The sequence below is a fragment of the Streptomyces hamibioticus genome, assembly GCF_047946815.1.
Lineage (GTDB): Bacteria > Actinomycetota > Actinomycetes > Streptomycetales > Streptomycetaceae > Streptomyces.
On record NZ_JBKKQY010000001.1, the window covers coordinates 7548898 to 7573425 of the forward strand.

Annotated in this window: 15 protein-coding genes, 5 pseudogenes and 1 other annotated feature; of the genes and pseudogenes, 8 read left to right on the forward strand and 12 right to left on the reverse strand. The window is 66.7% G+C overall.

Annotated elements, in window-relative coordinates; genetic code table 11:
* Positions 1-81: 81 nt before the first annotated feature.
* Positions 82-1357: pseudogene (locus ACLGIH_RS34750) on the reverse strand (IS3 family transposase).
* Positions 915-1043: a sequence feature (AL1L pseudoknot), on the reverse strand. It overlaps the preceding pseudogene by 129 nt.
* A 97-nt stretch (positions 1358-1454) precedes the next feature.
* Here ACLGIH_RS34750 and ACLGIH_RS34755 point away from each other — a divergent pair.
* Positions 1455-1703, forward strand: a complete 249-nt coding sequence (locus ACLGIH_RS34755; protein ID WP_416529207.1) for a hypothetical protein — start codon at positions 1455-1457, stop codon at positions 1701-1703.
* A gap of 176 nt (positions 1704-1879) precedes the next feature.
* On the opposite strand, the gene ACLGIH_RS34760 is transcribed toward ACLGIH_RS34755, so the two are convergent.
* The 4 genes from ACLGIH_RS34760 to ACLGIH_RS34775 form a co-directional block, all read right to left on the reverse strand.
* Positions 1880-2095, reverse strand: coding sequence for a DUF6417 family protein (locus ACLGIH_RS34760; RefSeq protein WP_416529208.1), 216 nt, complete (start codon positions 2093-2095; stop codon positions 1880-1882).
* A 336-nt stretch (positions 2096-2431) separates the two neighbouring features.
* Positions 2432-2785 carry a GntR family transcriptional regulator gene (locus ACLGIH_RS34765; protein WP_416529209.1) on the reverse strand — a complete coding sequence of 118 codons (354 nt, stop codon included), beginning with the start codon at positions 2783-2785 and terminating at the stop codon, positions 2432-2434.
* Position 2786: 1 nt separating this feature from the next.
* The gene (locus ACLGIH_RS34770; RefSeq protein WP_416529210.1) at positions 2787-3272 is read right to left on the reverse strand and encodes a hypothetical protein; all 486 of its coding nucleotides are present in this window, start codon (positions 3270-3272) and stop codon (positions 2787-2789) included.
* Positions 3269-3730 (reverse strand): SdpI family protein, encoded by a 462-nt coding sequence (locus ACLGIH_RS34775; protein ID WP_416529211.1) that lies wholly within the window; start codon positions 3728-3730, stop codon positions 3269-3271. The genes ACLGIH_RS34770 and ACLGIH_RS34775 overlap by 4 nt, the downstream gene beginning before the upstream one ends.
* A gap of 247 nt (positions 3731-3977) precedes the next feature.
* On the opposite strand from ACLGIH_RS34775, the gene ACLGIH_RS34780 reads away from it, so the two are divergent.
* The 4 genes from ACLGIH_RS34780 to ACLGIH_RS34795 all read left to right on the forward strand — a co-directional run bounded on the left by ACLGIH_RS34780 (position 3978) and on the right by ACLGIH_RS34795 (position 7213).
* Positions 3978-4634 (forward strand): sporulation delaying protein family toxin, encoded by a 657-nt coding sequence (locus tag ACLGIH_RS34780; RefSeq protein WP_416529212.1) that lies wholly within the window; start codon positions 3978-3980, stop codon positions 4632-4634.
* A 294-nt stretch (positions 4635-4928) separates the two neighbouring features.
* Positions 4929-5351, forward strand: a complete 423-nt coding sequence (locus ACLGIH_RS34785) for an SdpA family antimicrobial peptide system protein (RefSeq protein WP_416529213.1) — start codon at positions 4929-4931, stop codon at positions 5349-5351.
* Entirely contained in the window at positions 5348-6295 is a 948-nt protein-coding gene (locus tag ACLGIH_RS34790) for a sporulation-delaying protein SdpB family protein (RefSeq protein ID WP_416529214.1), read from the forward strand. Before ACLGIH_RS34785 ends, ACLGIH_RS34790 begins: the two co-directional genes overlap by 4 nt.
* Before the next feature lie 71 nt (positions 6296-6366).
* A protein-coding gene (locus ACLGIH_RS34795) for an IS5 family transposase (RefSeq protein ID WP_416529215.1) occupies positions 6367-7213 on the forward strand; the annotation gives its coding sequence in 2 pieces (ribosomal slippage) (positions 6367-7128 and positions 7130-7213; 846 coding nt in all).
* 36 nt (positions 7214-7249) lie between these two features.
* On the opposite strand, the pseudogene ACLGIH_RS35095 reads toward ACLGIH_RS34795, so the two are convergent.
* The 5 genes and pseudogenes from ACLGIH_RS35095 to ACLGIH_RS34825 form a co-directional block, all read right to left on the reverse strand.
* Positions 7250-8327 (reverse strand): annotated as a pseudogene (locus ACLGIH_RS35095) (IS630 family transposase).
* Positions 8328-8491: 164 nt separating this feature from the next.
* On the reverse strand, positions 8492-9211 hold the full coding sequence (locus ACLGIH_RS34810) for a hypothetical protein (RefSeq protein ID WP_416529566.1): 720 nt from the start codon (positions 9209-9211) through the stop codon (positions 8492-8494).
* 75 nt (positions 9212-9286) lie between these two features.
* Positions 9287-11183, reverse strand: a pseudogene (locus ACLGIH_RS34815) (RHS repeat-associated core domain-containing protein); the annotation flags it as partial.
* 24 nt (positions 11184-11207) lie between these two features.
* Positions 11208-11447: a hypothetical protein gene (locus ACLGIH_RS34820; protein ID WP_416529217.1), complete on the reverse strand. Its 240-nt coding sequence runs from the start codon at positions 11445-11447 to the stop codon at positions 11208-11210.
* A gap of 126 nt (positions 11448-11573) precedes the next feature.
* Entirely contained in the window at positions 11574-12512 is a 939-nt protein-coding gene (locus tag ACLGIH_RS34825) for a hypothetical protein (RefSeq protein WP_416529218.1), read from the reverse strand.
* Between ACLGIH_RS34825 and ACLGIH_RS34830 the strand changes: the two genes are divergently transcribed.
* The 3 genes and pseudogenes from ACLGIH_RS34830 to ACLGIH_RS34840 all read left to right on the forward strand — a co-directional run.
* Complete coding sequence (locus ACLGIH_RS34830; protein WP_416529219.1) at positions 12499-13383, forward strand: PGRP and LysM peptidoglycan-binding domain-containing protein; 885 nt, start codon at positions 12499-12501, stop codon at positions 13381-13383. The two genes, ACLGIH_RS34825 and ACLGIH_RS34830, sit on opposite strands and share 14 nt — an antisense overlap.
* Before the next feature lie 370 nt (positions 13384-13753).
* A pseudogene (locus tag ACLGIH_RS34835) lies at positions 13754-14567 on the forward strand (IS5 family transposase).
* An 18-nt stretch (positions 14568-14585) separates the two neighbouring features.
* Positions 14586-14675, forward strand: a pseudogene (locus ACLGIH_RS34840) (IS5/IS1182 family transposase); the annotation flags it as partial.
* A gap of 174 nt (positions 14676-14849) precedes the next feature.
* Here ACLGIH_RS34840 and ACLGIH_RS34845 read toward each other — a convergent pair.
* Together ACLGIH_RS34845 and ACLGIH_RS34850 are read right to left on the reverse strand one after the other, a co-directional pair.
* Positions 14850-15659, reverse strand: coding sequence for a hypothetical protein (locus tag ACLGIH_RS34845; protein WP_416529220.1), 810 nt, complete (start codon positions 15657-15659; stop codon positions 14850-14852).
* A 79-nt stretch (positions 15660-15738) separates the two neighbouring features.
* Positions 15739-24294, reverse strand: coding sequence for a golvesin C-terminal-like domain-containing protein (locus ACLGIH_RS34850; RefSeq protein WP_416529221.1), 8556 nt, complete (start codon positions 24292-24294; stop codon positions 15739-15741).
* Between the last annotated feature and the right edge of the window lie 234 nt (positions 24295-24528).

Consider the following 24528-nt stretch of genomic DNA (forward strand, 5'->3'; position numbering starts at 1 on the left):
GAAGCGCCCAACGAGCAGACAAGCCGATCGTTACTTGATCCACAACTTCTGTTATGAACCGCTCCGGGTTCGTTGGAGGCTCTATGCGTTGACTCCAGCTGCCGGTTGGGGCTGGCGTTGAGCGTAGTGGTTGGTCTCGTGCTCGTGGGGCGGGATGTCTCCGATCGCGGTATGGAGGCGCTGGTTGTTGAACCAGTCGACCCATTCCGCGGTGCCGAGTTCCACGTCGGCCAGGCCGTGCCAGGGCCTGCGGGGCTTGATCAGCTCGGTTTTATAGAGGCCGATCTGGGATTCCATGAGCGCGTTGTCCAGGGCGTCGCCGACGGTGCCGATCGAGGCGTCGATGCCGGCCTCGATGAGGTGGGCGGTGAACGCGAAAGACGTGTACTGGCTGCCCGCGTCCGAGTGATGAACGAGCCCGGGACCTGCGGGGATGCCGGCCCGGTCGCGGCGCCCAGGGCCATGTCCAGAGCGTCGAGGACGAGCTTGGACCGCTTGCTGGTGGCGACCGACCAGCCGACGATCGCCCGGGAGAACACGTCCACGACGAAGGCGACGTAGACGATGCCGGACCAGGTCGCGACATAGGTGAAGTCGGCAACCCACCGCTCGTTCGGACGGGATGCGGTGAAGTCACGTTCCAGCAGGTCACAGGCCCGCCCATGGCCATCGTCGCGGATGGTGGTGCGGATCTTCTTCCCGCGTCGGGCACCCTCAAGGCCGAGATCACGCATCAGCCGGGCGACCGTGCAGCGGGCCACGGGTATGCCCTCACGGTGCAGCTGCCGCCAGACCTTCCGCACTCCGTAGACGCCGAAGTTGTCGGCGTGGACGCGGCTGATCTGCGTCTTCAGCTCTGCGTCGCGGATCGATCGTGCACTGGGAGTGCGGCTTTTGGCGGCGTAGTAGGTGCTCGACGCGATCTTCAGTCCGTGGCTGGTCAGGACTTTGCAGATCGGCTCGACTCCGAACACCTGCCGGTGGGCGTCGATGAACGCTACGAGCGTTTCGACGGCCGGTCGAGCTCGGCCGCGAAGAAAGCCGAGGCCGCCTTGAGGATCTCATTCGCCCGGCGCAACTCGGAGTTCTCGGCCCGCAGCCGCTTGATCTCCGCGGCCTCCTCGGACGTGACACCGGGCCGCCGACCGGTGTCGACCTCGGCCTTGCGGACCCACGTCCGCACTGTCTCAGCGGAACCGATGCCCAGCTTCGCGGCGACCGCCTTCATCACGGCCCACTCCGTCGGGTAGTTGGGACGGATCTCCGCGACCATGCGCACCGCACGGCTCACGAAGCTCGGGAGGGTAGGGGGACGGACGTGCCATGACTCGATCCTCTCAGGGAATCGAGCCTCCATCAGACCCGGAGCGGTTCAGAGCCGAAAGGCCCCACCCGTTCGGGTTTGATTGCAGCATCTCGTGACGCGACTGCGTCACGAGCCAAGGGGGGACGGGTTGTTCATCTTCGGTGTGTTGGCCGTGGTGCTGTTCATCCTGGCCATCATCTGGGCCGTTCTCGGAGTGCACGGTCTACTTGTCGGCCGTATGCCGGGTCACTGGCTGCAGCAACGAGTGCGGCAGCCGAGGATCTGGGGAGCGGGCGCCCTGCTGATGCTGGTCAGCTGGAACGCGCACTCACCATCACTCCTCGTCGTGGGAATCGGCCTCGTCGCACTTGGACATGTCATGAAGCCCACGCGATGAATCCGCTGACCGGGATCCTCCAGAAGTTAAACAACAAGCTAAAGGCCTGCACTCACTGCCAGCCCGACGTCCAACTCCACATCATGGACTTATCCCCCAGCCCGCAGGTGGCTCTGACTGGGAGAGCGGCGTCGCGGCCTCCTGGCCAGATGGCCCGGCCGGTCTGTCGGCCGGCGTCAGTTCTCCGAGGGGATGCGGACGGCTATCGCTTTCGCCAGACGGTCCGCCTCCCGTGACATAGGCCCGCCCTCCTGCGAGAGGGTCACCAGGCCGAGCACGTCGGAGGCCTCCTCCCGCGCCAGCAGCACCAGGTGCTCCGTGGCCTCCACCGGCGTGGAGAGGATCTCGTGCAGGTCGCTCTCGTCGAGGTCGATGCGCTCGTAGTCGTCCATGACCGGGCACCGTACCCAGCACCGCCCCGGCCACTCCGAGACCAGACGCAGGTCAGCCCCGACCGGCACGTGCCGGTCGGGGCGGACCTGAAGCCATGCGGTTGTGAAGGGCGGTCGCCTACGCGGCGAAAGGCACTGCAGGGCTTCAGCCGAACGATCTTCCCTGCAGGCAATAGGTGAGGCCCGGGGACACTGTCCCCTTCACAACCACACCCCTGCCAACACGGAGACCCCCGCCGGCATTCCCGACCCCGCGCAAGGAGCGCCGTACAGGGGCGGGGGGGATAGAAAGGTCGGAGGCCCGAAGCCGAGTCTTGGCGCTGATGCGTGGCTGCGTCAGGAGTGGAGGTGGGCCTCGACCATGCTCAGGGTCTCGGGGGCGGACAGGCCGGCTTGTCGTGCGAGGTGGACGAAGTGCCGACAAGCGTCGACGGCAAGCGCGCGGTCGGGGGCTGCGGCGGTGACGACCGCGCCCCGACCAGGCCGCATCTCGATGAGATCTTCCTCCTTGAGGATCTGGTAACCGCGGAGCACGGTGTGCATGTTGATGTTGAGTGTCTTGGCCAGGGCTCGAGCGGCGGGGAGGCGCTGGCCTTTGCGAAGGGTGCCTTCGGCGACCGCACGGCGGACGCTGGCGGCGACCTGTTCGCCTAGGCTGACCGGGGAAGCGTGATCGATTTGAACCAGCATGTCACTGGGTTCCGTTGTCTTGCTCGAGTAGCTGGTTGATGAGGGCCGCGGCGGTTTCGGCGTCGTCGATGGTGATGACGAACTGAGTCGCGTCGATGCGGGTGATCCAGAGGGCGTCGCCCTCACGCAGTGAGACGGCGCTGAGACCGGGGTTCCAGCGGTAGCCCCATCCTCCGATCTCGGTGGGTCGGGTCCATCGGGCCGTGGCGTTCTCGATCTGGCCGAGGGGGAACCGTCGGCGCAGGAGTGGGAACAGCGCCGAAGCCGCGGTGACGCCGCTTGGGGAGACCGTGACTGTGATGGCTCCGGTGGCCAGGAAGGCGGCTGGGACGATCAGCAGCCAGAGCGCCATGGGCCGGTGCGCCCCGACGAGGACGGCGATGACCAGTAGGCCGATCGCGGCGACCGCGCCGGTGGCGAGCATCCAGCCGGATGTCACGGAGCGGTGCCAGACGGAGACGGTGCCACGTGCCGGAGGCCGGTTCACGGGCGCCTCCGCTCGATCAGCCATGCCGCTCCCGATGTGGCGAGGCCGGCGACGACGGCGATGGCGAGCTGGTACGACGGGAGCTTGGCCGCCCCGTCCTGGAGGTCGGTGCTGGCCTGCAACACCACCACGAAAAGGTAGGCCGTCGCGGCGGACAGCCCCCAGGAGAAGACGGCTACCGAGCCTCCTGCCCGAGGGCCTTTGATCGAAAGGAGTGCGGCAACGGAACCGGCGGCTTCGATTCCGAATACCAGTAGATACAGGCCAAATGCGGCTCCCGGGGAGTGAAATCCGTCGGCTGTCCCGTCCAGCGTGAAGTGAGTGGCGATCTTGTCCGCGAAGGAGCTCCTGAAGAGCAGGAAGGCCCCGCCGGTGACGGCGGCTCCCACGGCGTAGGGGGTGACCGTCGACGCAGCACGGCGTCCGAGTCCGGTGCGGGGTGCTTCCCTGGTCGTCATGTGCCTCTCATCCCTTCTGTGTAACTTACAGACGATCTAGTTGTTCGCTTGCAACTAGAACATCTCTGAAGGTGTCCCCGAATTCCCTTATGTGATGTGTAACGGTCAGACAACGGCTCGATCTTGCGGTTCGGTGGCCGGTCACCCCAGAAATCGATAGCGCTTTCGGGTGTCGTTGTTAGCGTGTTGGCGTCCGTGATCACAGCATCGCGGGCAGTAACCATCCATCTAGGACGGGGAGTTACACATGCACAGACGCGCAAGTGTCGCCGTAGCGGGCGTTGCCGTGCTCGCGCTCAGCGGCATCGCTGTCCAAGGGGCCATGGCCAACCCCGCGACACCCCGAGCACACGCCGCGGCGGCCGCCGCAACCCCTGCCGAGGCCACCGCGGAGGGGCGTGCGCTCTTCGCCGGCCTGACCTTCGCCCAGGGAGATGTGGCCCAGGAGCTCGCCGACTCCGGCAAGTTCGTCGACGTGGCCGCCCTGCGCAAGGAGAACAGCACGGCGGAGCAGAGGAGGGCCGCCACGGCGCTCCTCGACAAGATCCAGAAGGAACGGCCGCAGTTCTTCGGCAGCTTCGCGGGCAAGCTCCGCTCCGGCGACCCGAACAAGGTCCAAAGCGGTATCGACGAGGCCCGGGACATCATGAAGACCCTGGCCGCGAAGGCCGAGGGCCCGGAAGCCGGGCAGGGCGTGGGCCGGTGCGCGACCGTCGTCCTCGCCGTCAACGTACTCGTGGCCGTGAACCTGGGTGGGGCCGTCAACGTCTCCGTCGCCGTCAACATCCAGGCCGGGGCGAACGTGGTCAACGAGACCAACTTGTGGTTCTCGCCCCCGAGCGGCGGGGACCAGCTCTCCAAGGACGAACAGGTTGCCGAGCTGACCAAGGTCCTGGCCGCCTGAGACGCCTCCGACGCAGCAGGTGACGGGCCTCTCCAAGGCGCCTGGAGGGGCCCGTCGCTCCCGGGAAGTCCCTTCACAGCTGTCCGCCGGCCGCCACTCCCCTTGGACATTCAGATCATGCACATACCCCGCACTCTTCGGATAAGATCTGCCCGGCCAGCCCACCGTGTCCCAGTCCCGCGCTCCTGGGTCACCGCGCTCACCGCGGGCTGGACCGTCGTGGCCCTGTACGTGGCGCAGAGTTTCCTTCCCCACAACGTCATCTCCCTGCCCGGCCAGGATGGCGCCCGAAACGTGGCCACGGTCGTCGCACCACAGGGGTGGGCCTTCTTCACCAAGTCGGCCACCGACCCCCAGTACGCGCCCTACCGCTTCCTGGACGGCCAATGGGAGAGCGCCTCGTTGACCCCCCACTCACGGGCCAGCAACGCCTTCGGGTTCGACCGTGCCTCCCGGTCACAGGGAATCGAGATCGCGCTGCTCCTGCACGAGGAGGGCATCAAGTGGACGGAGTGCGACACATCCGCGCCGTTGCGTGCATGCCTGGAACGTGCGGCCGACCAGACGACCACCCTGACCAACTCCTCGCCCTCGCCCACCCTGTGCGGGCGGGCCGCTGTAGCGGAGATGCACCCTGTCCCCTGGGCGTGGCGTCAGCTCTCCCCGGACCAGCACACTCCCAAGCGCGTAGCCGTCTGGAACGTGAAGTGCCCATGACCGAAAAAATGATTGTGCTGCCGTGGACCAACGTCTACGGACTCGCCCGCACGCTGGTAGCCCTGGGCACCGCTGGCACCCTCGCCGCGTCAAGTGCCGAAGCCCTGTTCCGCCCCGTGGCCACGGTCGGCGACTACCCTCTGTGCGACTCGACCACTTCTGCCAGCCTGTTCTGCCTGGCTCCGGACAGCTACGCACACCTCACCTGGCTCAAGTGGGGCTGCGTCGCAGCGCTCCTGGTCATCGCGTCCGGATGGCGCCCGCGGTTCACGGCACTTCCACACGCCTACATCAACTACAGCGTCTTCGCGGGCATCGCCATCGTCGACGGCGGAGACCAGATCGCACTGATCCTTTCGATACTCCTGACGCTGCCGGCTCTCGGGGACCGTCGCCGATGGCACTGGCAGACCGACCGCGACCGGACGATCGACACGACGACCGGTCGTGCTCTCGCCCTGATCGGCATCAGCGCTCTCGTCGTACTGCGCCTGCAGATGGTCGTCGTCTACCTCCAGGCGGCCGTCGCCAAGCTCCCACACCAGGAATGGCAGAACGGCACAGCCATGTGGTACTGGGGGAACAACCTCGAGTTCGGGCCCGCCCCCTGGCTCGACACCTTCGTCGCCCCCGTCATCTCCACCCCGCTCGGCGTGGCACTGATGACGTGGATACCGCTGGTCATCGAGGCATCCCTCGTGCTCTGCCTCCTTCTGCCCCAGCGATTGCGCTGGTGGGCCATGGGCGCGGGCATCGCTTTCCACCTGGCGATCGCCCTGACAATGGGACTGTGGAGTTTCGCCCTGGCCATGTCCGGAGGCATCGTCGTGCTGTGCCTGCCACTCGGCTCGACGATCCACGCCTCGACCCCGGCCAGACCGCACCGGGACACGGCCGAGCCGGACGCTGCCCAGAAGCCGACACACCAGGTTCAACCGCAGTAGAGGGCGTCTGAAAAGCCTGTCAGCGGGCAAGTCCCTGGTAGCGGGGTGGTGGCGCACGTTCGGGGGCTGGGGTGTGCGGGCTGCGTACCCGTTACTCGACGGATCTGACCGATCAGGAGTGGGAGATCCTCCGTCCGCTGGTTCCGGCGGTCAAGCTTGGTGGGCGACCGGCGAAGCACGCGCGGCGGGAGATTCTCAACGCGTTGGCGTACTGGCTGCGGGCCGGCTGTGCCTGGAGACTCCTGCCGCATGACTTACCGCCGTGGCAGACGGTCTACCACTACTGGCGTCGCTGGCAGAAGGACGGCGTGTGGGAAGAGATGCTGACGGCGCTGCGTGAGCGCGAACGGGAGCGGCTCGGCCGGGATCCCACTCCCAGCGCGGCCGTTGTGGACAGTCAAAGTGTCCGGGCCAGTGAACGTGGTGGTCTGCACGGTTACGACGGCGGCAAGAAGGTCAGCGGTATCAAGCGGCACCTGCTTGTCGACACCCGCGGCACCGTCCTGGTGACGTGCGTGAGCCCGGCCAGTGTGGGTGACCGTGATGGCGCCGCGGTGCTGTTCGCCCGGGCTGCCGATGCCTTCCCGCACCTACGGCATGTGTGGGCGGACCAGGGCTATCGCGGTGCCGACTTCCACGCCAGGGCTCTGGAGGTCACCGGCATCACCGTGGAGATCGTGCAGCGCCGTGACGGTGGTTTTCGCTCGACCTGGGCCCGGGTGGGGACACCGCCACCAGCAGTGCCCCAGTTCGCGGTGGTCCCGCGTCGTTGGGTGGTGGAGCGGACGTTCGCCTGGCTGGGACGGTGCCGCCGCCTGTCGAAGGACTACAAGTTACCTACGTGTCTGCTCGGAGAATGCCATCTACCTCGCCATGGCCATGCTCCTGGTGCGTCGCCTCGCAAGACCAGCCCGCTGACAGGCTTTTCAGACGCCCTCTACTGACTTCGGCTCTTCAAGGTGAAGTGGGTTTGTCGAGGGTCAGGCCGGTGCCGGTTATGAAGCCGTCGATGGTCTCTGGCCGGTACTGAAGGCGTTTGAGCCTGTTGCGGACGAGGCTTCGAGCCGGTCGAGGGCGACGACGGCGAGGTTGGCCAAGCTGCGCTTGACGTGTGCCCAGACCCACTCGACGGGGTTGAGATCGGGCGAGTAGGCGGGCAGGAGGAACACCGTCAGCCACTCGCGCTCGGCGATCAGCTCGCGCATGGCGTGGGAGACGTGAGTGTTCAGACGGTCCCAGACCAACACGATCGGCGCCTTGACGAGCTGGTGGACGCCGTCAACGAGTGCGATGAAGTCCCGCTCGCCCATGCTGCGGCGTGCGCCTTTGCCCGCTTGGTGGGTGCGCAGTCGGTGGCACAGCCGGGTTCGTGAGCCCGGCCGTATCGCGATCAGCCCGGCCACAGACAGGCGCCCCGAGCGGCGTCCGCTGACGGTCACGACCGGGGTGCGCCCGCGCCGGCCCCAGGTTCGTCCCCGGGGCGGCTTCCGGGTGAACCCTGCTTCGTCCTCGAAGCAGATGGAGCCCCCGCAGGCCGCCCTGGCTCTTTTACCTCCGTCCAGGTCGCCTCCTTCCACGCGGTCACGGCCTGCTCGTCGCGCTCGGCGACCCTGCGTGCGGGGACCTGCGGGCTGAAACCCAGCCGGTGCGTCAGCCTCGTGGCACCGGAGAGGCTGTAGGAGACGTGGAACTTCATGCCGATCAGCGTGGCCACCCTCGATGCGGTCCACACCTGGTCCTCCACCCAGCCGTGGGCAGCCGGGCCCTCATCGAGGTACGCGGCCAGTTTCTCCAGACAGCGCGGGGACAGCCGGCAACGGGATCCGCTCGGGCCGCGGGAAACCAGCGCCTCACGACCACCGTCTCGCCACAACTGATGCCAGTGGTAAGCCGACTTCACGCTCACCCGCAGCCGCCGAGCGACCTCTGACGGCTTGATCTCCTGCTCGAACCACTCGGCCGCCGCCATCCGTACCGACTCCCGGCGCCGACGTCCCGCAGGGGCCAGCCCGCCCCCATCCGCGTATCTCACACCACCCGGATACAGCCGCTCACCCACACCGATCAGGGGCTTCGCGAAGATTCACCCCGACGAGCCGAAGTCAGTATCCACGCCGGCTGCGCAGCCGTGATCACAGCAGTCACGGCTGGATCGTTCCAAACACCACCCCTCGCTGTTGGAAATTGTTGTGTGGGTCAAGGCGCCAGCGCGGTGGCCACCTGAGACAAGCGATCGGTTGACAAGGCGAAGAGGTTGGTGGGGTTGCGGAAGGAGTACTCGCCATCGTTCACGGAGAATCCGTGCCCGGCTACCGTCCAGCGCGCGGGGCCGGGGGCCCCTTGATCGTCCAGAAGAGCGGAGGCGAGGGTCTCGGGGTCTTCCACACTCGTGCGGGCGCGCAGCGCACCCGCCAGGCGGCCAACAGCGTCGTCGGGTACTGCATCGTCGCCGAACGCAGGCAGCAGGAGCAACAGACGGGAGTGGGGATCGGTGGTACTGCCGCCGGGCAGCATGTTGTCCGCAGCTGCCACGAGTTCGGGCCAGGACAGGCCCGGCCCCATGAAGTGCCCGTCATCCCGGGCGAGGACCTCGGCCTGGCCCCAGTCGGGGTGGTGAAGGAGGTAGTCGGTTCCGGTGTCGTCCGCGACAGTCCGGTAGACCACGTGAAGACGATGATCAGCAGCGAGCGGAACCGTGAATGCCGGCCACTCGGCCCGCTCCCAGAGTTGCCGCTGGAAGTCTCCGGCCGCGTCGTAGTCCGCGCCGAACAGCAGTTCCTCAGCCTCGTCGCTCTGGATACACGAGGAGAGGTGCCCCAGCCAGAAGAGCGGCTCGTCCAGGAGCCCGACCTGGTACGTGAGGGGACCACCGTCGTAACCCGCTATCCGGGCAGGCTGCAGGTCTGCACTGTTCATCACGGAGGACATCATGCCGCCCTGGCTCCGCGCCCTTGAGGCCGGGCGCACCAGCCGATCATTGCGGGACAGCCCTTAGCAGTAGGGCATCTTCCAGCTCATACCGCAGGTGAGCGATCCGGTCCAGACGTTGCCGGCGTAGCTGTGAGCGGTCCTCCGGTACGAGGTGCGCTTGGCGTGAGCACGTCGGCCGGCGGCATGCCTGCCGCCTCTTGTGTAACCCCGGCTCGATTTCCACCACGAGCCAGCGGCAAATCGTCCTGCGCCAACCCCGACCACGGTCCACGCCGCGTTCCTGGCAATGGATCCTCGCGACTTGCGCCAGCCGTGCCTTCTGACGTCCGCGTACGACGTGGCGGCGAAGACGGCGACGCTGGCCACGGCACAGGCTCCGGCTGATGCCACGATGCAGGCGGCGGTGGCGCCGTATCCGGCGTAGGTACGCCAGTTCTTTCGGACGCGTCGCTTGACGCGCTGGTAACCGCGCTTGATCTTCTTCCAGCTCCACCACTTGCCGTCCAGGTCGTAGCGGTTGAGCGGGTCGCCGTTGACGTACTCGTAGGCGTTGGCTCCGCAGCCGTAGACGGGGTCGATGGACAGGAAGCGTCCGGTGGTGGAGTTGTAAAGGCGGACCCCCATGAGCGTGAGCCCGGTGAGGGTCTCGGTGGAGCGTTGCTTGCCACCCAGCCAGTTGTAGCGGGTGGCTGCCTGGCCGCTGCGGGGGTTGCCGTACTCGTCGCTGTCCAGGGCGACGGGGGCCTGGGATCAGCGGAAGCTGGAGGGCTACATCGCCGTGGATGGTGGTGAGCTGTAGAACGGTGCCGCCGGTCTTGCTGGTGGTGGCGGCGAGGTCACCGGAGGCGGAGTCGACGTTCCGCGTCAGGGCTCCGGTGGCGGTGTTCTCGGTTATCCAGCGGGGGTTGTCGCCGTCGCTGTCGTAGTGGTCGACCTTGGACTGCTCCTGTGTCCAGGTGGAGCCGCTGCCGGCTTCGACCTTCCAGGAGCGGAAGCGCAGGTTGGCGTCGAGTTGCCAGGTCTGGCGCTTGCCGTTGGCGGTCTGCTGGTAGGCGAGGTCGTTGGCGTAGTAGCCGATGGTGCCGTTGCCCGGGGCCGTGGTGGTGCGGCCGAACGCGTCGTAGGTGTAGCCGGTGTCGACGATGCGGTCGGCGCTGTCGTAGGTGTGGCTGGTGGTGGTGCCTCCAGTCGTGGGGCAGTCGGCGCCGGGTGCGCCGGTGGCAGAGGTGAGGGACTTGCGGTTGGTGCGCGCGTCGAAGGTGTAGGCGCGGCGCGTGCACTGGGTGTTCCAGGTGTCCTCGACCGTGGTGAGTCAGCCGGTGGTGTCGTAGCGGTAGGTCTGGTCGGACCAGCCCGCGTGGGATGCGACCTGGCCGGGGATGGACTCGGTGACGGTGTCGGAGTAGACGATCGTTCCGTCGCTGTCGCGGGTATAGGTGCGGTCGATGGCCGCGCCGGTGGTGTCCTCGGTCTGCTTGAGGGTGTAGCCGCCGGGTAGTTTTTCGCTCGACACCGAGCCGTCGGCATCGTAGGTGGCCTGGAAGACGCCGGCGACGGAGTCGGTGGTCTTGGTGGCCAGGCCGCGCGGCTCGATGGCCGTGTCGTAGGTGAAGGTGACGGTGGAGGGGACGTTGTCGGTGACCTTGACCGGACGCCCGAGCAGGTCGTACTCGGTGTTGGTCACGCCGCCGTCGGCGTCGGTGTAGGAGATCTGGCGGCCGAGCTTGTCGTACACCTTGGTGATCGTGCCGCCGGTGGGCGAGGTGGTCTTCACGGCCTGGCCGGTGGCCGGGTCGTACTCGGTGGTGCACTCGGGGACCGCCTGGCCGATGCCGCCGGTGATGGCGACCTTGGTCTGACGGCCCGCATTGTCGTAGGTGGTTGTGGTGGTGCGGGTGACGCCGTTGGCGGTCTCAGTGACCTTGCCGGGGTTGCCCCACCAGTCGTACTCGGTGCTGGCAGGGACCCACGTGCCGTTTCATTACTCCTTGACCGGGGTCGCCTTCAGCAGGGGCAGCCACTGTGATGGCAGCGCTTGCTCGGCCCTGAAGATGTCGGCGAGTTCGGCGGGGCTGAGCACTGTGATCGTGCGTGCTCGGGCGGTGCGCCACGACCGGATGAGGCGGTCGAAGACTTCCAGGACCGTTGGCGGGCGTACGAGGTAGGTCTCGTCGTTGGCGAGCATGCGCGCGGCGGCCATGATCTTCGGCTTGGGGGACATGAGGAGCGCGATGGAGCCGCTGGGCGCAGAGGCCTTTCGCTCTGCCTCCGTGTACGTGAGGTGTCCTTGGGCCTGGCGGACATTGTCGGGGCCGATCTCACCGGTGGGCGTTGCTTCGCTCTTCGCCTACCAGGTGACCCAGCGGACGTCGTCGAAGATCCAGACGGCATCAGGGGCTGCGGGGTTGGCGTCGTCGTCGTTGCCGTAGCTCTCCGAGGCGCCGGCGAAGGTGCCGAGGTGGGCGAGCCCGGCTTCGTAGGCGCGGTACTCGGTGCCTGCGAGGCCGGCCCGCGCTTCGGTGAGGGCCCGTTCGAAGGGCTCGGGACGGTGCAGTTCGGTACGGGCGATGACGGCGAGCATCGCGGCTTCATCAACGGGGTCGAGGTCGCCGAGGACGGGCGCGTGGGCCCGGTCGCTCGGCGAAGCGATGTGGGCGAGGAAACTGCTGGTTTGCGCCTTACGCTGGAGCTCGCGGTAGTAGCGGGCCCCGGTGCCGCGGTGCGTTGAGTCTCCGCTCTGCTGCGCGAGCCGCTCGGCGATGCTGTACCCGAGGTAGTTCCACAGTGCGGCATAGCGCTGGGGTGTCCGCTCGCCCTTGAGCTGGTCCAGGGCGCGCTGTACGGCGGTGAGGGCCCAGTCCCATTGGTTGTTCCAGATAGCTTCCCAGGCTGCGACCTCGTGCCGGGCCGCGTTGTGCAGCTCACGGCAGCTTGGGGCGACGGTACGGGTGTACTGCTCGCGCTGGGAGGAGATATGGATGTCGACCCCAGCCCAGTCCTGATCATGCCTTCGGAAGACGGCGAGGTTGTCGAGCATCTCGCTCGAGGTGGTGCCCAAGCTGTTCGTCCGTCCGAACTCGACCTCGGCGTGGACTTCCGGGTGCAGCGCCCCCTGGACGTCTGGACCGGACAGGTACGACGTCAGGGACCGGCCGAGCACCATGACGGCCGCCCAGTCCTTGTTGTTGCGTGTGGCTCGGCCCGAGCCCTGCACGATGCGCGCGCGGATGCGCTCCTGAAGATGCAGTATCGACGACCGCTCCGTCACCGACGTGACCGCACTCATCGCCTCACTGGAGACACTTTCAGCCGGAATCCGGACCAACCGAGTCCTCGACGCCACGGTCCGCGACTGGGACCCCCACCGCCAGGCCCGCCTGGTGATCGCCCTCGAAGAACGCTCACTGACCGGATGCGCCCAGCGACTCGAGTACGACGCCAGCCAGTCCAAAGATTTCGTCGACGCGCTGAAGAGCCTGCGCAGCGCACAGAAGGAGACCGCCTGGCAGGCGCTGACATTCTGGTGGCCCAGAAACGGATGGCCCGACAGGAAACGCCGGACGCCCTCGCCGCACGATCACGCGGTATACGTCGTCAAGGAAGACGACACCGTCTACAGCATCGCCACGCGCTACGGTGTGCGCTGGGCGAGCATCGTCGAAGCCAATGACTTGCCCGTGCCCTTCCACCTGCGGGCGGCCCAGCAGCTCCGCATTCCCTTCGAAAGCGAAGGAAACCGATTCGTCCCCCCGCCCTTTCCACGCAGACTCCTGCCGGAGCGCACGCATCCCAGCGTGCGACAGCTCCAAGCGGTCCTCAAGCAATCCGGCTACCTGCCCGGCTGGGTGGTGGACAGTGATCACTACGGCACTGCCACCAGCCAGGCGGTCGCCCGCTTCAACAAGGAGCACGGCCTCTCACAGGGACCACCGCATTGGCTCGACACAGTCATCACCCACCGCGGCTGGGACCTGCTGCACCGCCTCGCCCACGGCAAACTGCTGCAAACGCATGAGACGGCGGACCACCCAGATGCGCCACCACCGCAGATCTGGTCCGGGCCGATCGAGGCAGAGCACCAGGAACTGAAGGACCAATCCACCCCGGAGGTCGGGGAGAAGAGCGCGCAAGCACAACAACTGCCCCAAACGATGTGAAGCTCGCACGCACAACGCAGTACTCCCCACTTGTGGGAAGTCACTCCCGCTCGCTCGGGCTCTACATTGCGCGTCCGTCTTGAACCAGGGGTCGAGGGGCACTCCCCGCTCCCGCGGGGCCGAGGGGACCTGGGGTCGCTGAATCTGGGGAACTGGGAGTCACCCCCGCTCGCGCGGGGCCGAGGCGACGGTCCTGGACGCCGACACCGCCTGGGAGGAGTCACTCTCGCTCGCGCGGGGCCGAGGCTTGCTCACCTGCAGCGTAGCAACCGGGCAAGTCGATTTTCAGTGATGTTCATAACTGATCATTTCAGAATGAGTTTGGTTCAGGGGCTTGGCAGTTGGGCGGGTAGGCGGCACAGTTCTGCAGGTGTCGGATGATCTTGTTGCTGATGACCTGTGGGACCGTGTCGCTCCGCTGCTCCCTCCTCGCCCGCCGCGGCGTCGGCGGTATCCGGGCCGGCTGCCAGTGGATGACCGTGCGGCGCTGCGCGGGATCGTCTACGTCTTGCGCACGGGCGTGACCTGGGCGGACGTGCCGACCGAGACGATCGGCTGCAGTGGGGTGACGTGCTGGCGGCGTCTGCGGGACTGGACCGAGGCCGGTGTCTGGCCTCGCCTGCACGAGATCCTCCTCGCGGAACTCCGCAAAGCCGGCCTGCTGGACATGGAGGACGCCGTGGTCGACGGCTCGCACGTCCGGGCCCTGAAAGGGGGGCTCGCACCGGACCTTCGCCGGTCGACCGTGGCCGCCCCGGCAGCAAGCACCACCTGATCACCGACCGGCACGGAACGCCCCTTGCGGTCTCTCTACAGTAACCGGCGGAAACCGTCATGACGTCACCCAGCTCATCCCCCTGCTGGACGCGATCCCCCGCATCCGCGGCCTGGTGGGCCGGCCTCGTCACCGACCACGGCGGCTGTTCGCCGACCGTGGCTACGACTACGACAAGTACCGTCGGCTCATCCGCGCTCGCGGCATCTCGCCGAAGATCGCCCGCAAGGGCACCGCCCACGGGTCCGGCCTGGGCAGGAACAGGTGGGTCGTGGAGCGCACCTTCGCCTGGCTCCACCAATTCAAACGCCTGCGGACCCGCTACGAGATACGTGCTGACCTCCACCTCGGACTGTTCCAACTCGCCTGCAGCATCATCTGCTTGAGACGACTCCGAACCTCATTCTGAAATGATCAGTAAGCCCGGAGACACCTCCGCAAGACCCGGTGCTCGACCACTCGCATCACCGCTCTCGGCCAGGCCGTGCTCACCCTGCATCTGGCCAGCTCAGAGTGAGGATGGAAAGAGCTCGGTGGCCGTGCCCGACACGCGCCGTATCAAGCCTTCTTGTCTGCGTACGACGTCACCGGCACCCCTCGCGGGCCGACGGCGGGAGGAGGGCCGTCAGAGTCCGACAGGCCCTCCCTCCTCAGAGACGTTCCCACTCCGCAGTGCGCTCCTGAGTGGCGTTCAGGCGAACTGTGCCGCGTCCTTCTGGACGAAACGCACGCCAGGAAAAGCCGGATGTGCTCTGGGCATGCCCGGTGGCAGGGCCGGAGCTAGAGCTCTGAGGACCCTTTCCATCGCTTCTTCCGAGTACCCTGTCATGGTCTCCGTCGCCTGCAGCAGCGCGCCTCCACCCTGGAGCGGAACAACCCGGAAGAACGCACCGGTGGCAGCCAGTTCCTTGCATCCGCCAAGGTGTTCCACTAGCTCCTCGGGGCAGATCGTCACCCATGCGTATCCGCGGAGCACTGCCCTAGCCGCCCGAAGGAACTCTTCCGGCTTACGTCGGAGAGCGATATCGAGGTTGGCGCGGTCAGAGAACTCGCCATACTCGATCCGGCCGAATGCGGGATTTGCCCCGGTCACTGCCGCACTCACGGACTCCACGATCCACGCACAGTATTCGGCGTTACTCAGGGCCTCATGGCCGCACTGCATGGCCGTTGAGAGACTTGAGTACGCTCCGCCATCGATCAGATGAGAACTCCGCAACCTTGCGAGTTGAAGATCTCCTCCCCCTGTAAACTCGAGCTGCGCCCAGTAAGGAAATGCACTCAATTCACTGAGGAAATCATCTTGCCGAGTGATGTCCCCGGAATATCGCTCAGCCGGACTGTTCTCGTCTCTCGACAAGGACGCGAACCAAGAGACCCCATCGATCGACCGAAGACCTGAGAACATCCTGGACAGGGATTCACTGAACCATTGCCGCACTGCTTCTCCGCGATCGCGCGGGTCAGCCGAGTCGAGTTGAACCTCAATGTAGACGTCCATCAAACCCCCTTTACCTGTGATAAGCGGCAGCTGCCACGCCGAATCGGCGTGGCAGCTGCTCTATTTTGGCACCTCCAGGTCAGCAAGCGCCACCGAGGACGCAAGCTGGCCCCTGCGAGAATATGCTAAGCGCCCATGCTGTCATCGCGGCCAGGCCGAAGCCCGATCCGGCAGCCACCCCGGGTGCATAGCCTTGCGCACCGGGGACAGGTGAACTGTACATACCCGTTGCCGAGGGCGAAGGTTCGGGCATCGGCGGCTGCGTGGACCGTGGCAGTGGGATGCTTGTCGGCCCCGGACTGGGGTTCGGGCTCGGACTGGGAGTAGAACGCCTCTTGTCGAATCCGTAGAACCTCATGCCCGGTGCCTCCGCCTCGGACCACACTCTTCCTCGTCCCTGGGCGGAAACGAATGGCTTGGCCATCAGAGCCGCACCTGCAAGGACGTCTCGACCGTCCTGCATGGACGTGAACTGTGCCCGCAGCTTCGTTACATACCGGTTCAGGTCCTTCGGTCCGTCTGACCTTCCGTAGGCGTTGTTCGGCTTCACCTCCCAGACGTAGACCTCATCGTTCCCCCAGAAAATCACATCTGCGAAGCCGTCGTTCCTTTCCTTATTCCCGCTGGCGCCTGGGATTTTGTTGGCAGCATGTCCGCTCGCCCCCTTGTCCACCGTGACGTATCCGGAAATGCCGTTCGCCTGCGCCCATTCCTGGGCCGCGAAACCCGTCTGGCACACAGCAGCGTCGTGGCCGGTCATTCGGGCCATGGCGGAAGGCGTGCATTCACTCGCCACATTCGATGTGCCGCCATTACGCACCATGGTGGCCTTCGCCCGGACGTCCCAACCACCGGCGCTGTTCATCCGACACGTGTAGCCTGACTCGTCACACTCGGCGGGGCGGTGTCCGTCGAGTTCCACGAACGACACCGGGTTCCCGCCGGTGAAGGCGTAGCGGTTGCCCGTATAGGGGTCGGTGCCGAGGCTCATGTCGGCGAGGGCGCCGTTGTACATGTCCCGGGTGGTGAAGCGGTTGAGGCCGGGGCTGTAGTCGCGGAAGCCCATGTCGTAGGTGCCGGTGTGGGCGTCCCAGCGCTTGGCGTTGTAGCGGTAGGGGTTGTAGGCCTCCTTGGTGGGGTCGGCGGCGTCGGGCTTGTCGATGCCGGTGAACTCGGACTCGTCGTCCTTGCCGTAGGCGGTGTAGCCGTACGTCGCCTTCGTGTTGCCGCTTTCGTCGGTGAGGGTTTCGACGTCGGTGTGGCTGTTGTAGCCGTAGTAGCCGTCCTCGGTCGTGCCGTCGCTGTTCTGCTTGACCTGTGACAGGCGTTCGCCCCACGGGCTGTACTGGTACGACTTGCTCAGCGCGCCGGAGACTTCCTCGGTCAGCACCTCGCCGGACAGGCCGAGGTAGCCGAACGTGGTGGTCTTGCCGTCCGCGGTCTTCGACGCGGTGCGGTCCAGCGGGTCGAAGGTGTACGTGGTCGACTTCATCGCGCCCGTGGAGTCCATGCTCTGGGACTCCACGACGTGGTCGAAGCCGTCGTACACGTTCCGGCTGATCACCTTGCCGCCCGACGTCACCGATTCCTGGCGGCCGAACGGGTCGTAGTTGTAGGTGGACGTGGTGCCGCCGACTGCGGTGGCGCTCAGCAGCCGGTTCCGGTCGTAGTCGTACGTGGTGGTCGTGCCCTTGACCGTCTGGCTGATGACGTTGGCGTTGTCGTCGTGGACGTAGGTGTCTGTGTCGGCACCGTTGCCGGTCTTGACCGACTTGGCGAGCCGGTCGGCCGGGTCGTAGGTGTAGTCCGTGGTGGAGGAGAGGTACGCCGTGTGGTCGTCGGCGTTCATCTTCTTCGCGATGTCCTGTGCCTTGTTGCCGTTGGGGTCGTAGGCGTAGGTGTGCGAGGAGACGAGGGTGCCGTTGGGTTTCTTCTCCGTCGTGGACTTGACCGGGCCGTCGAGGTAGTAGGTGTAGTCGACGGTGTTGCCGTTGGCCTTGGTCTCCTTCAGGCGCTGGCCGCGGTCGGTGTACGTGTACGACGTCACCTTCGGCGAAGCGTCCGTGGCGGACTTGCCGACGGAGACCGTCTTGACCAGGTCACGCAGGTCGTACGTGTACGTGGCGTGCTGGTCGGGGTGGGTGATCGTCTCCGGCAGGCCGTTGGCGTCGTAGGTGTAGGACGTCGACTTCTTCGCCGTGCCGTTGAGCGACTCCGTCACCTTCTGGACCTGGTTGAGGCCCGTGTAGGCGATGGCGTAGTTGTCGATCCTCGCGCTCGACGAGGTGTCGTCGATCGTCGTCAGGTTGCCGTTCGCGTCGTAGGTGTACGTGAACGTCTTCTGCTCGGTGTCGGTGTCGGCCGAGTTGTCCCGGACCAGCTTCACGCCGTCCGCGACGACCGTGCCGCCGCTGTTCTCGAACAGCTCCAGCTTGGCCGCGTTGCCGCGCTTGAAGGTGTAGGAGCCCAGGGAGACCCAGGTGCCGGCGCCGGTGGTCTGGTCGAGCGTCTTGTCGGTCGTTCCTCCGTCGTGTGTCAGCGTGTACTTGGCCGTGGTCGCCGCTCCCGTCACGTCCGGGTACTTCACGTACGCGGTGTACGTGCCGTCGGACGGGATGTTGAGCGTCCAGGTGAAGGCGTCCGTTCCGGTGCCCGCCGCGTGTGTGGCGTGGTTGTAGCCCTGCTGGCCGGTGATGTCTCCCGACGTCCACGTGCCGGTGGAGGATGTGTTCTGGGTGTCGGAGTTGTCGACCAGGACGACGTCCCTGCCGACCGGCACGCCGTCGTCCGACCGGGACTTCAGCTTGCCGTCCGGGTAGTAGCCCCAGGTCATCGTGCGGTTCGAGGAACCGCCCGCCGACGTGAGCGTCCTGGCCGTCTGCCGGCCCAGGTCGTTGTAGTCGTAGCTGGTGACGATGTCCCAGGGGTCCGTGGAGGACTTCACCCAGCCGTTGTCGAAGTAGTCGTAGACGGTGGTGTTGCGGACCGACTGCCCCTCGGACGGAGGCAGCGAGGTCGACTTGACCCGCCCGACCGCGTCGTACACCGTCTCGGTGTAGACGTTGGGGTCGTTGTAGCGGGAGTCCGCCGGGTCGTAGGGCTGGAACTGCTTGACCGGACGGTTCAGCGCGTCGTACTCGGTACGGGCGGTGAACGCCTCCGTCGTCCCGGCCGCCACGGCCCGCGGTGTGATCACCTTGGTGGTGTTGCCGACCTGGTCGTACTCGTACTTCGTCGTGCGGTACGTGATCGGCGAGGTGCCCTTGTGGGGGACCTTCACCTCGGTGGTCTTGCCGCGCTCGTCGTAGGTGATGAGCGTGGTGTTGTTCTCCGCGTCCGTCGTGGAGACGACCCGGCCGTCCTTGTCGTAGGACCGCTTCGTCGTCTTTCCGGCCGCGTCCGTGACGGCCGTGACCCGGTGGTTCAGGTCGTAGGCCGTTCTGGTGGTGTAGTCGGTGGTGTCGGCGGTCGCGTTCTTCTTCGGGTCGATGACCGTGACCAGGTTGCCGACGTTGTCGTACTCGTAGGAGAGCTTGTCGCCGTCGGCGTTCACCACCGACGTGAGCTGGTTGATGACGTCGTAGTGGTTGGTGGTGACGTAGTCGGCCGGGTCAGCTGTGGTGAGGTTACCCTTGGGCTCCGTCTTGCTCTTGAGGTTGCCGACCTTGTCGTAGGTGTAGGTCGTCCTGCGCTCGTCCGACGTGGAGGTGTCCTTCGGTGCGGTCGCGGACACGATCTGGTCGGCCGCGTCGTACACCGCCGTCGACACCGCGCCGTTCGGCGCCGTCGACTTCGTGACGTTGTCGTTGGCGTCGTACACCGGCGCCGGAGTGGTGATCAGATCGCCGGCGTCCTGGTCCTTGGGCACCGTGGAGACCAGCGGACGGCCGTAGGTGTCGTACGTCTGCGTGGTCTTCTTGCCGAGTGCGTCGGTGACCTCGGTGACGTGTCCGCGCTCGTCGTAGACGAACGTCGTCAACTTGCCCAGGGCGTCGGTGATCTTCGCCGGGTATCCCGTCGGACCGAACTGGCTGTTGGTCGTCGGGTTGCCGTTGGCGTCGGTGGCCTTGGTCATTTGACCGTAGGAGTTGTACGCGTACGACGTGGTGTAGTCACCCGCGGTCGTGGTGGCGACGCCCTTGGGGTCGGTGACCGTGGTCAGGTTGCCGAAGTCGTCGTAGCCGAACTGCCACGCGTGGCCCTCCGGTGAGGTCTTGCGGTACAGGTCGGCGGCGTAGCCGTCGGCACGGGTCTGGTACTCGAACGTCGCCGCGTTCGCCGGGTGGATGCCCGGCGCGCAGTCGCTCGCCGGGGGCACGCCGCTCTTGTTGTTCTCAGCGTCGCGCTGCCAGAGCGGGTAGCCGGTCCTGGCGTCGTAGCAGTACGCGGTCTTGGCGCCGTTGGCCTCCTCAAGGTACGTGACGTTGTTGTCGGCGTCCCAGGTCATCTTGGTGGTCTGCGACTTGGCGTTGGTCGTCTGGACCGGGCGGCCGAAGTCGTCGGTGACGTACCGGGTCTGGTGCGACTCGGCGTCGGTGACCGTGGTGTCGGTGAACTTGGTGTTGTTCCCGTTCACGGCGTAGGTGAAGCCCGTGTCACCGCCCAGGCGGTCGGTGATGGTCTTGGTCCACCAGTGGTACTTCGGGTCGTCGCCCGTCTGCGGGTAGTGGTACGCCAGCTGGGTGCCGTTGCCCCGCGGGTCGGTGACCTTGACGAGCTTGACGTTCTTGTTGCCCTGGGTGGCGTCGTAGGTGAACGCGAACACCTTCGGCTGGGTCGAGCCGTCACCGTCGGTGAACTGTCCGAGCAGGCCCTTCGTCGTGTAAAAGAAGGAGATCTTCCGGCCCGAGATGTCGGTGATCGACTTGATGTGGTCGTAGATCTTGGAGTTGGTCAGGTTGGTGTCGCTGACCTTGGCGCCGGTGTCGTCGATGTACTCGTACGACGCGTCGCCCTTCCGGTAGTGGTCGACGGTGAGCGTCTGCCGGCCGGCCGGGTCGGTGATGTACTTGAGGAACTTGGTGGGCTTGTTGTTGGACTTGCGTTCCTCGTAGGTGAACGTCTGGGTGTTGCCGTTCTTGTCGACGACGGACGTGAGGTAGCCGTCGCAGCCGAAGAGGAAGCGGGTGCCGTCCGGGCGGAGCATGGTCCAGGCGTCGGGGACCGGGTCCTTGGCCGGTGTGCAGTCCAGGCCCGCCTTGGCGGTGATGCGGTAGTGGACGCCCGCGGGGGCCTTCCAGCTGCCGTCGTCCTGCTTGCGGAAGACGTGCGTGGTGCCGTCGCCGTCCGGCAGGCGTATCTCCGTCGGGTGCGGGTTGGGGTGGAAGTCCAGCGGGGCGCCGAGCCGGATCGGGCCGGCCGCCTGGAACGACCAGCCGTGACCGGCGACGGTGTCGCTGGTGTCGAGCGAGTTGTAGGCGACGCGGAAGAAGGTGTTCAGTCCGCGGCCGGGGTTGGTGAACGCGTTGTACGACCAGACGCTGTTGCCCGCGGCGAGGTTGTTCATGACCGTGGCGCCGGCGCCGGTGTTCTTGCCGGTGTAGGAGTAGAACTTCTCCAGGCCGAGGGTGTTGGAGGTGGGGTCCTCGACCGCCACGTTCTGCTTCAGCGACGGTATGCCGTCGGTGCCGGCGGACAGCCAGCTGCCGTCGGAGACCTTGCGGATGTCCCAGCCCAGGACGTACTCGGTGCGCTTGTTGCCGGAGTCGGAGTTGATCGGCGTCTTCACCGTCGCCTGGATCGTCGCCGACTGGCCGGGCAGCAGGGCCGGTATCGCGGTGGCGGCCTGGTTGCCGCCGGTCGTGACGTCGGTGCCGTCGGGGAGCTTCCAGGTGTAGGACAGCTCCCGCTCACCGGCCGCCCAGGCGGAGGAGGTGGTGTTGGTGACGGTGAAGTCCACCGTGTACGTGGAGTTCGGCGTCATCCGCGACGGCGTCTGCGGCGCGTAGTAGGTGTCCTGCGTGGTGGAGTCGACGTAGATCACCCGCAGCAGCGGGCCGAGCTGGTAGTCGGCCGCCTCCGACGCCAGGAACAGGGTGCGTTCCTGGGGGCCGGTGGAGGACTCGTCCCGCAGCTTGACCAGCGCGCCCTCGTTGGACGACGGCGTGTCCACCCAGCCCTGGGTCAGGCCGGTGGCGTCCCACCAGTGCCGGCCGACGTCGTTCGACCACTGCGGGGTGTAGTCGGAGACCGTGGCGGAGTGGTCGCCGCCCGGCTTCGTCCAGGCCGTGGTCGAGGTGGCGTTGTTCCAGGTCGCCGTCGTCTCGTCGAAGCCGCGGGTCAGGCCGTGCAGCTCGTAGACGGCGCCGTCGGTGCCGGTGGTGGTCTGCGCCGCCCACATGAACAGCCGTGACTCCAGCACCGTCGCCGTCGTCGGGATGTCGGCGGTGTCGAACTTCAGCGCCGTGCGGGTGGTGCCGTAGGTGCTGGAGTTGTTGCCCACGCTCAGCCACTTCTGGCCCACGTTCCAGGAGTCGATGGTGTCCTGGTTGGTGGACGGCTGCGCGGACGACAGCGTCGTGTCCGTCACCCCCGACGTGCCCTGGATCAGGCGCATCGTGCGGCCCGCCTTCGGCACGCCGACGATCCGGGTGGGCGAGCCGAGCAGTTCACCGCTGACGGTCTTCACCGCGAGCTGGTAGTAGTACGACCGCCCGATCTCCGCCGAGGAAGAATCGGGCGTCGGGGTCGCGGTGGTGTCGGTGTAGGCCGTCGCCGCCTTGTCGATCGGCGCGACGAGGGTCGCCGCGGACGGCGTGAACGCCTGCCGGGTGGAGCGGTGCAGCTGGTACTCCACGATGTCCAGACCGCTGTCCCCGGATGTGTTCCGGTACGGCTTCCAGGACAGCTCCGGGCCGGTGGAGTGGATGACCGTCGGCGAGTTCAGCGTGGTGCCGACCTTGCCGTAGGTGACGGTCAGCCGCGGGATCGTCGCCGTCTCACCGCCGTAGTCACCGTCCCCCGACTCATACCGCGGACCTCCCAGCGGGCCGGAGGTGGACTCGTCGGCGGCGGTCAGCACGAACCCGTGGTTGGCCGCCGTACCGTCGACCCACTTCTGGACGGTGTCGGTGACCGGGAACTTGTGCCACTGGTTGTACTCGCCCTTGTTCTTCACGATCGACGCCGGATTCACCCAGCGCACCGCGTCCGCGATCACCGCCGTCGACGTGGAGGCGGGCCCGTCACCGAGGACGACCTTGCCGGACGTGCCCTGGGAGAAGCCGATCTGCGAGCCGCCGTTCAGCGACGTCCACTCACCGCCGGAACCGGCCGACTGATCCACCGTGTGGGTGGCGGTGCCATTCTTCCCGGTCACCGTGTACGGGGCATTGGTCGCCCGGTCGGTGGCGGCGACGTAGTGCACGTCCACCCGGTAGGTGGCCGTCTCCGGCAGCCTCGGCTGCCAGGTGTAGGTGTCGCCGCCGACCGAGTCCTTGTTGTAGCGGTAGTCGTCACCGACCGCGTACTGCGTCAGCGACGAGCCCGACGCCGGCCAGGTACCCGACGCGGCCGTGGTCCCGGCGTCTCCGTCGTCGACCTGGACGCTCGTGCCGGACAGCTCGCCCACCAGAGCGCTGGTGCTGTCCCAGGTCGCCGACGCCTCGTCCCAGGCGCCCGTGGCCCGGTGCGCCTCGATCGGCACATCCGTGCCGCCCGTGGTGTGCGCCTGGTCGAAGTACATCTCCAGCCGCGCGGCGTCGATCTTCGTGCCCGACGGGATCTCGTCCAGCGGGAACTTGATCAGGGAGCGGGCGGTGCCGGCGTCCGTGCGGCCCACTGACAGCTTCCACGACTGCCCGTAGTTCGCCGCCGGCGCCTCCTTGAGCACCATCGCGTCCTGCGACACCGACGGCGACGGTGCGATCGTGACCGTCGGATCGATGACGACCGGGTACTGGCGTTCCTTCGCCGCCAGCCACGTCGCGTCCGGCGTGACCGTCAGCCGCCAGTTCTTCCCGTCGCGGGTCAGCCTCTGCGTGACCCGGTCGCTGTAGGCGTGACCGTACGGGGAGGCGGCGTCCTTGCGGGCGTCCGTCATGAACGGGGCCGGGATCACCATCACCGGTGTCTCCGGCAGCTCCCCGAACAGCGCGATCGAACCGTCCTTGCGCGCCTTGGGCACCAGACCGTCGGTGTCCAGCGTGAACGTGAAGCTCACCGGGCCGTCCGGGCGTTCGGCCAGGACGATGTTCTCCTTCACCCGGCCCGGGCCCACCCGGTACTCCAGGTCCGCACCGTCGAGGGCGTCGTCGTAGGTGACCGTGGAGCCCTTGGCCACCGGCTTCAACGAGCCCCTCGTACCCTTCAAGCCCAGGGTGATCGCCGAGCCGTCCGGTGCCTGGAACCGCAGCAGCCGCTCCGGGTCGGAGCCGAACCAGCTCCTGCCGGTGTTCGTGGTGTTGGCGAAGTCGAAGCCCTTGGCCTTCGTGGCCCGTACGGCGGTGTCGATGGCCTTCCACGCCTTCGACTTCGCATCCCGGTACGCGCTCGGCCGGGCCGTCAGCTCGGCCTCGACCCGGCCGTCCGACAGCTGCCAGAACCGCGCGTTCGGCGTCCGCCGCCCCGTCAGCTCCTTGACCCGCTTCGCCTTCGGCTCGGCCTTGCCCTTGGCGAGCTTTTGCCTCTCGGCCATGCCCAGGTCATTATGCGGCGGGGGTCTGTCCAATTCCTTGTCGTCATCGTCCGCGAACCACCCCTTGACGGCGTCGACAATTCCCTTGTCGTCACCGTCCGAAGCGGGCGCGGCATAAGCCACCTGGGGCAACGCGGTGCTCGTCACCGCGGATACCACCAGGCACGCGACCAGCCTGCCCAGTCTGGGTCTCACGCCAGCATTTCCCTGTCTCTCAACGTCCAAACATGGATG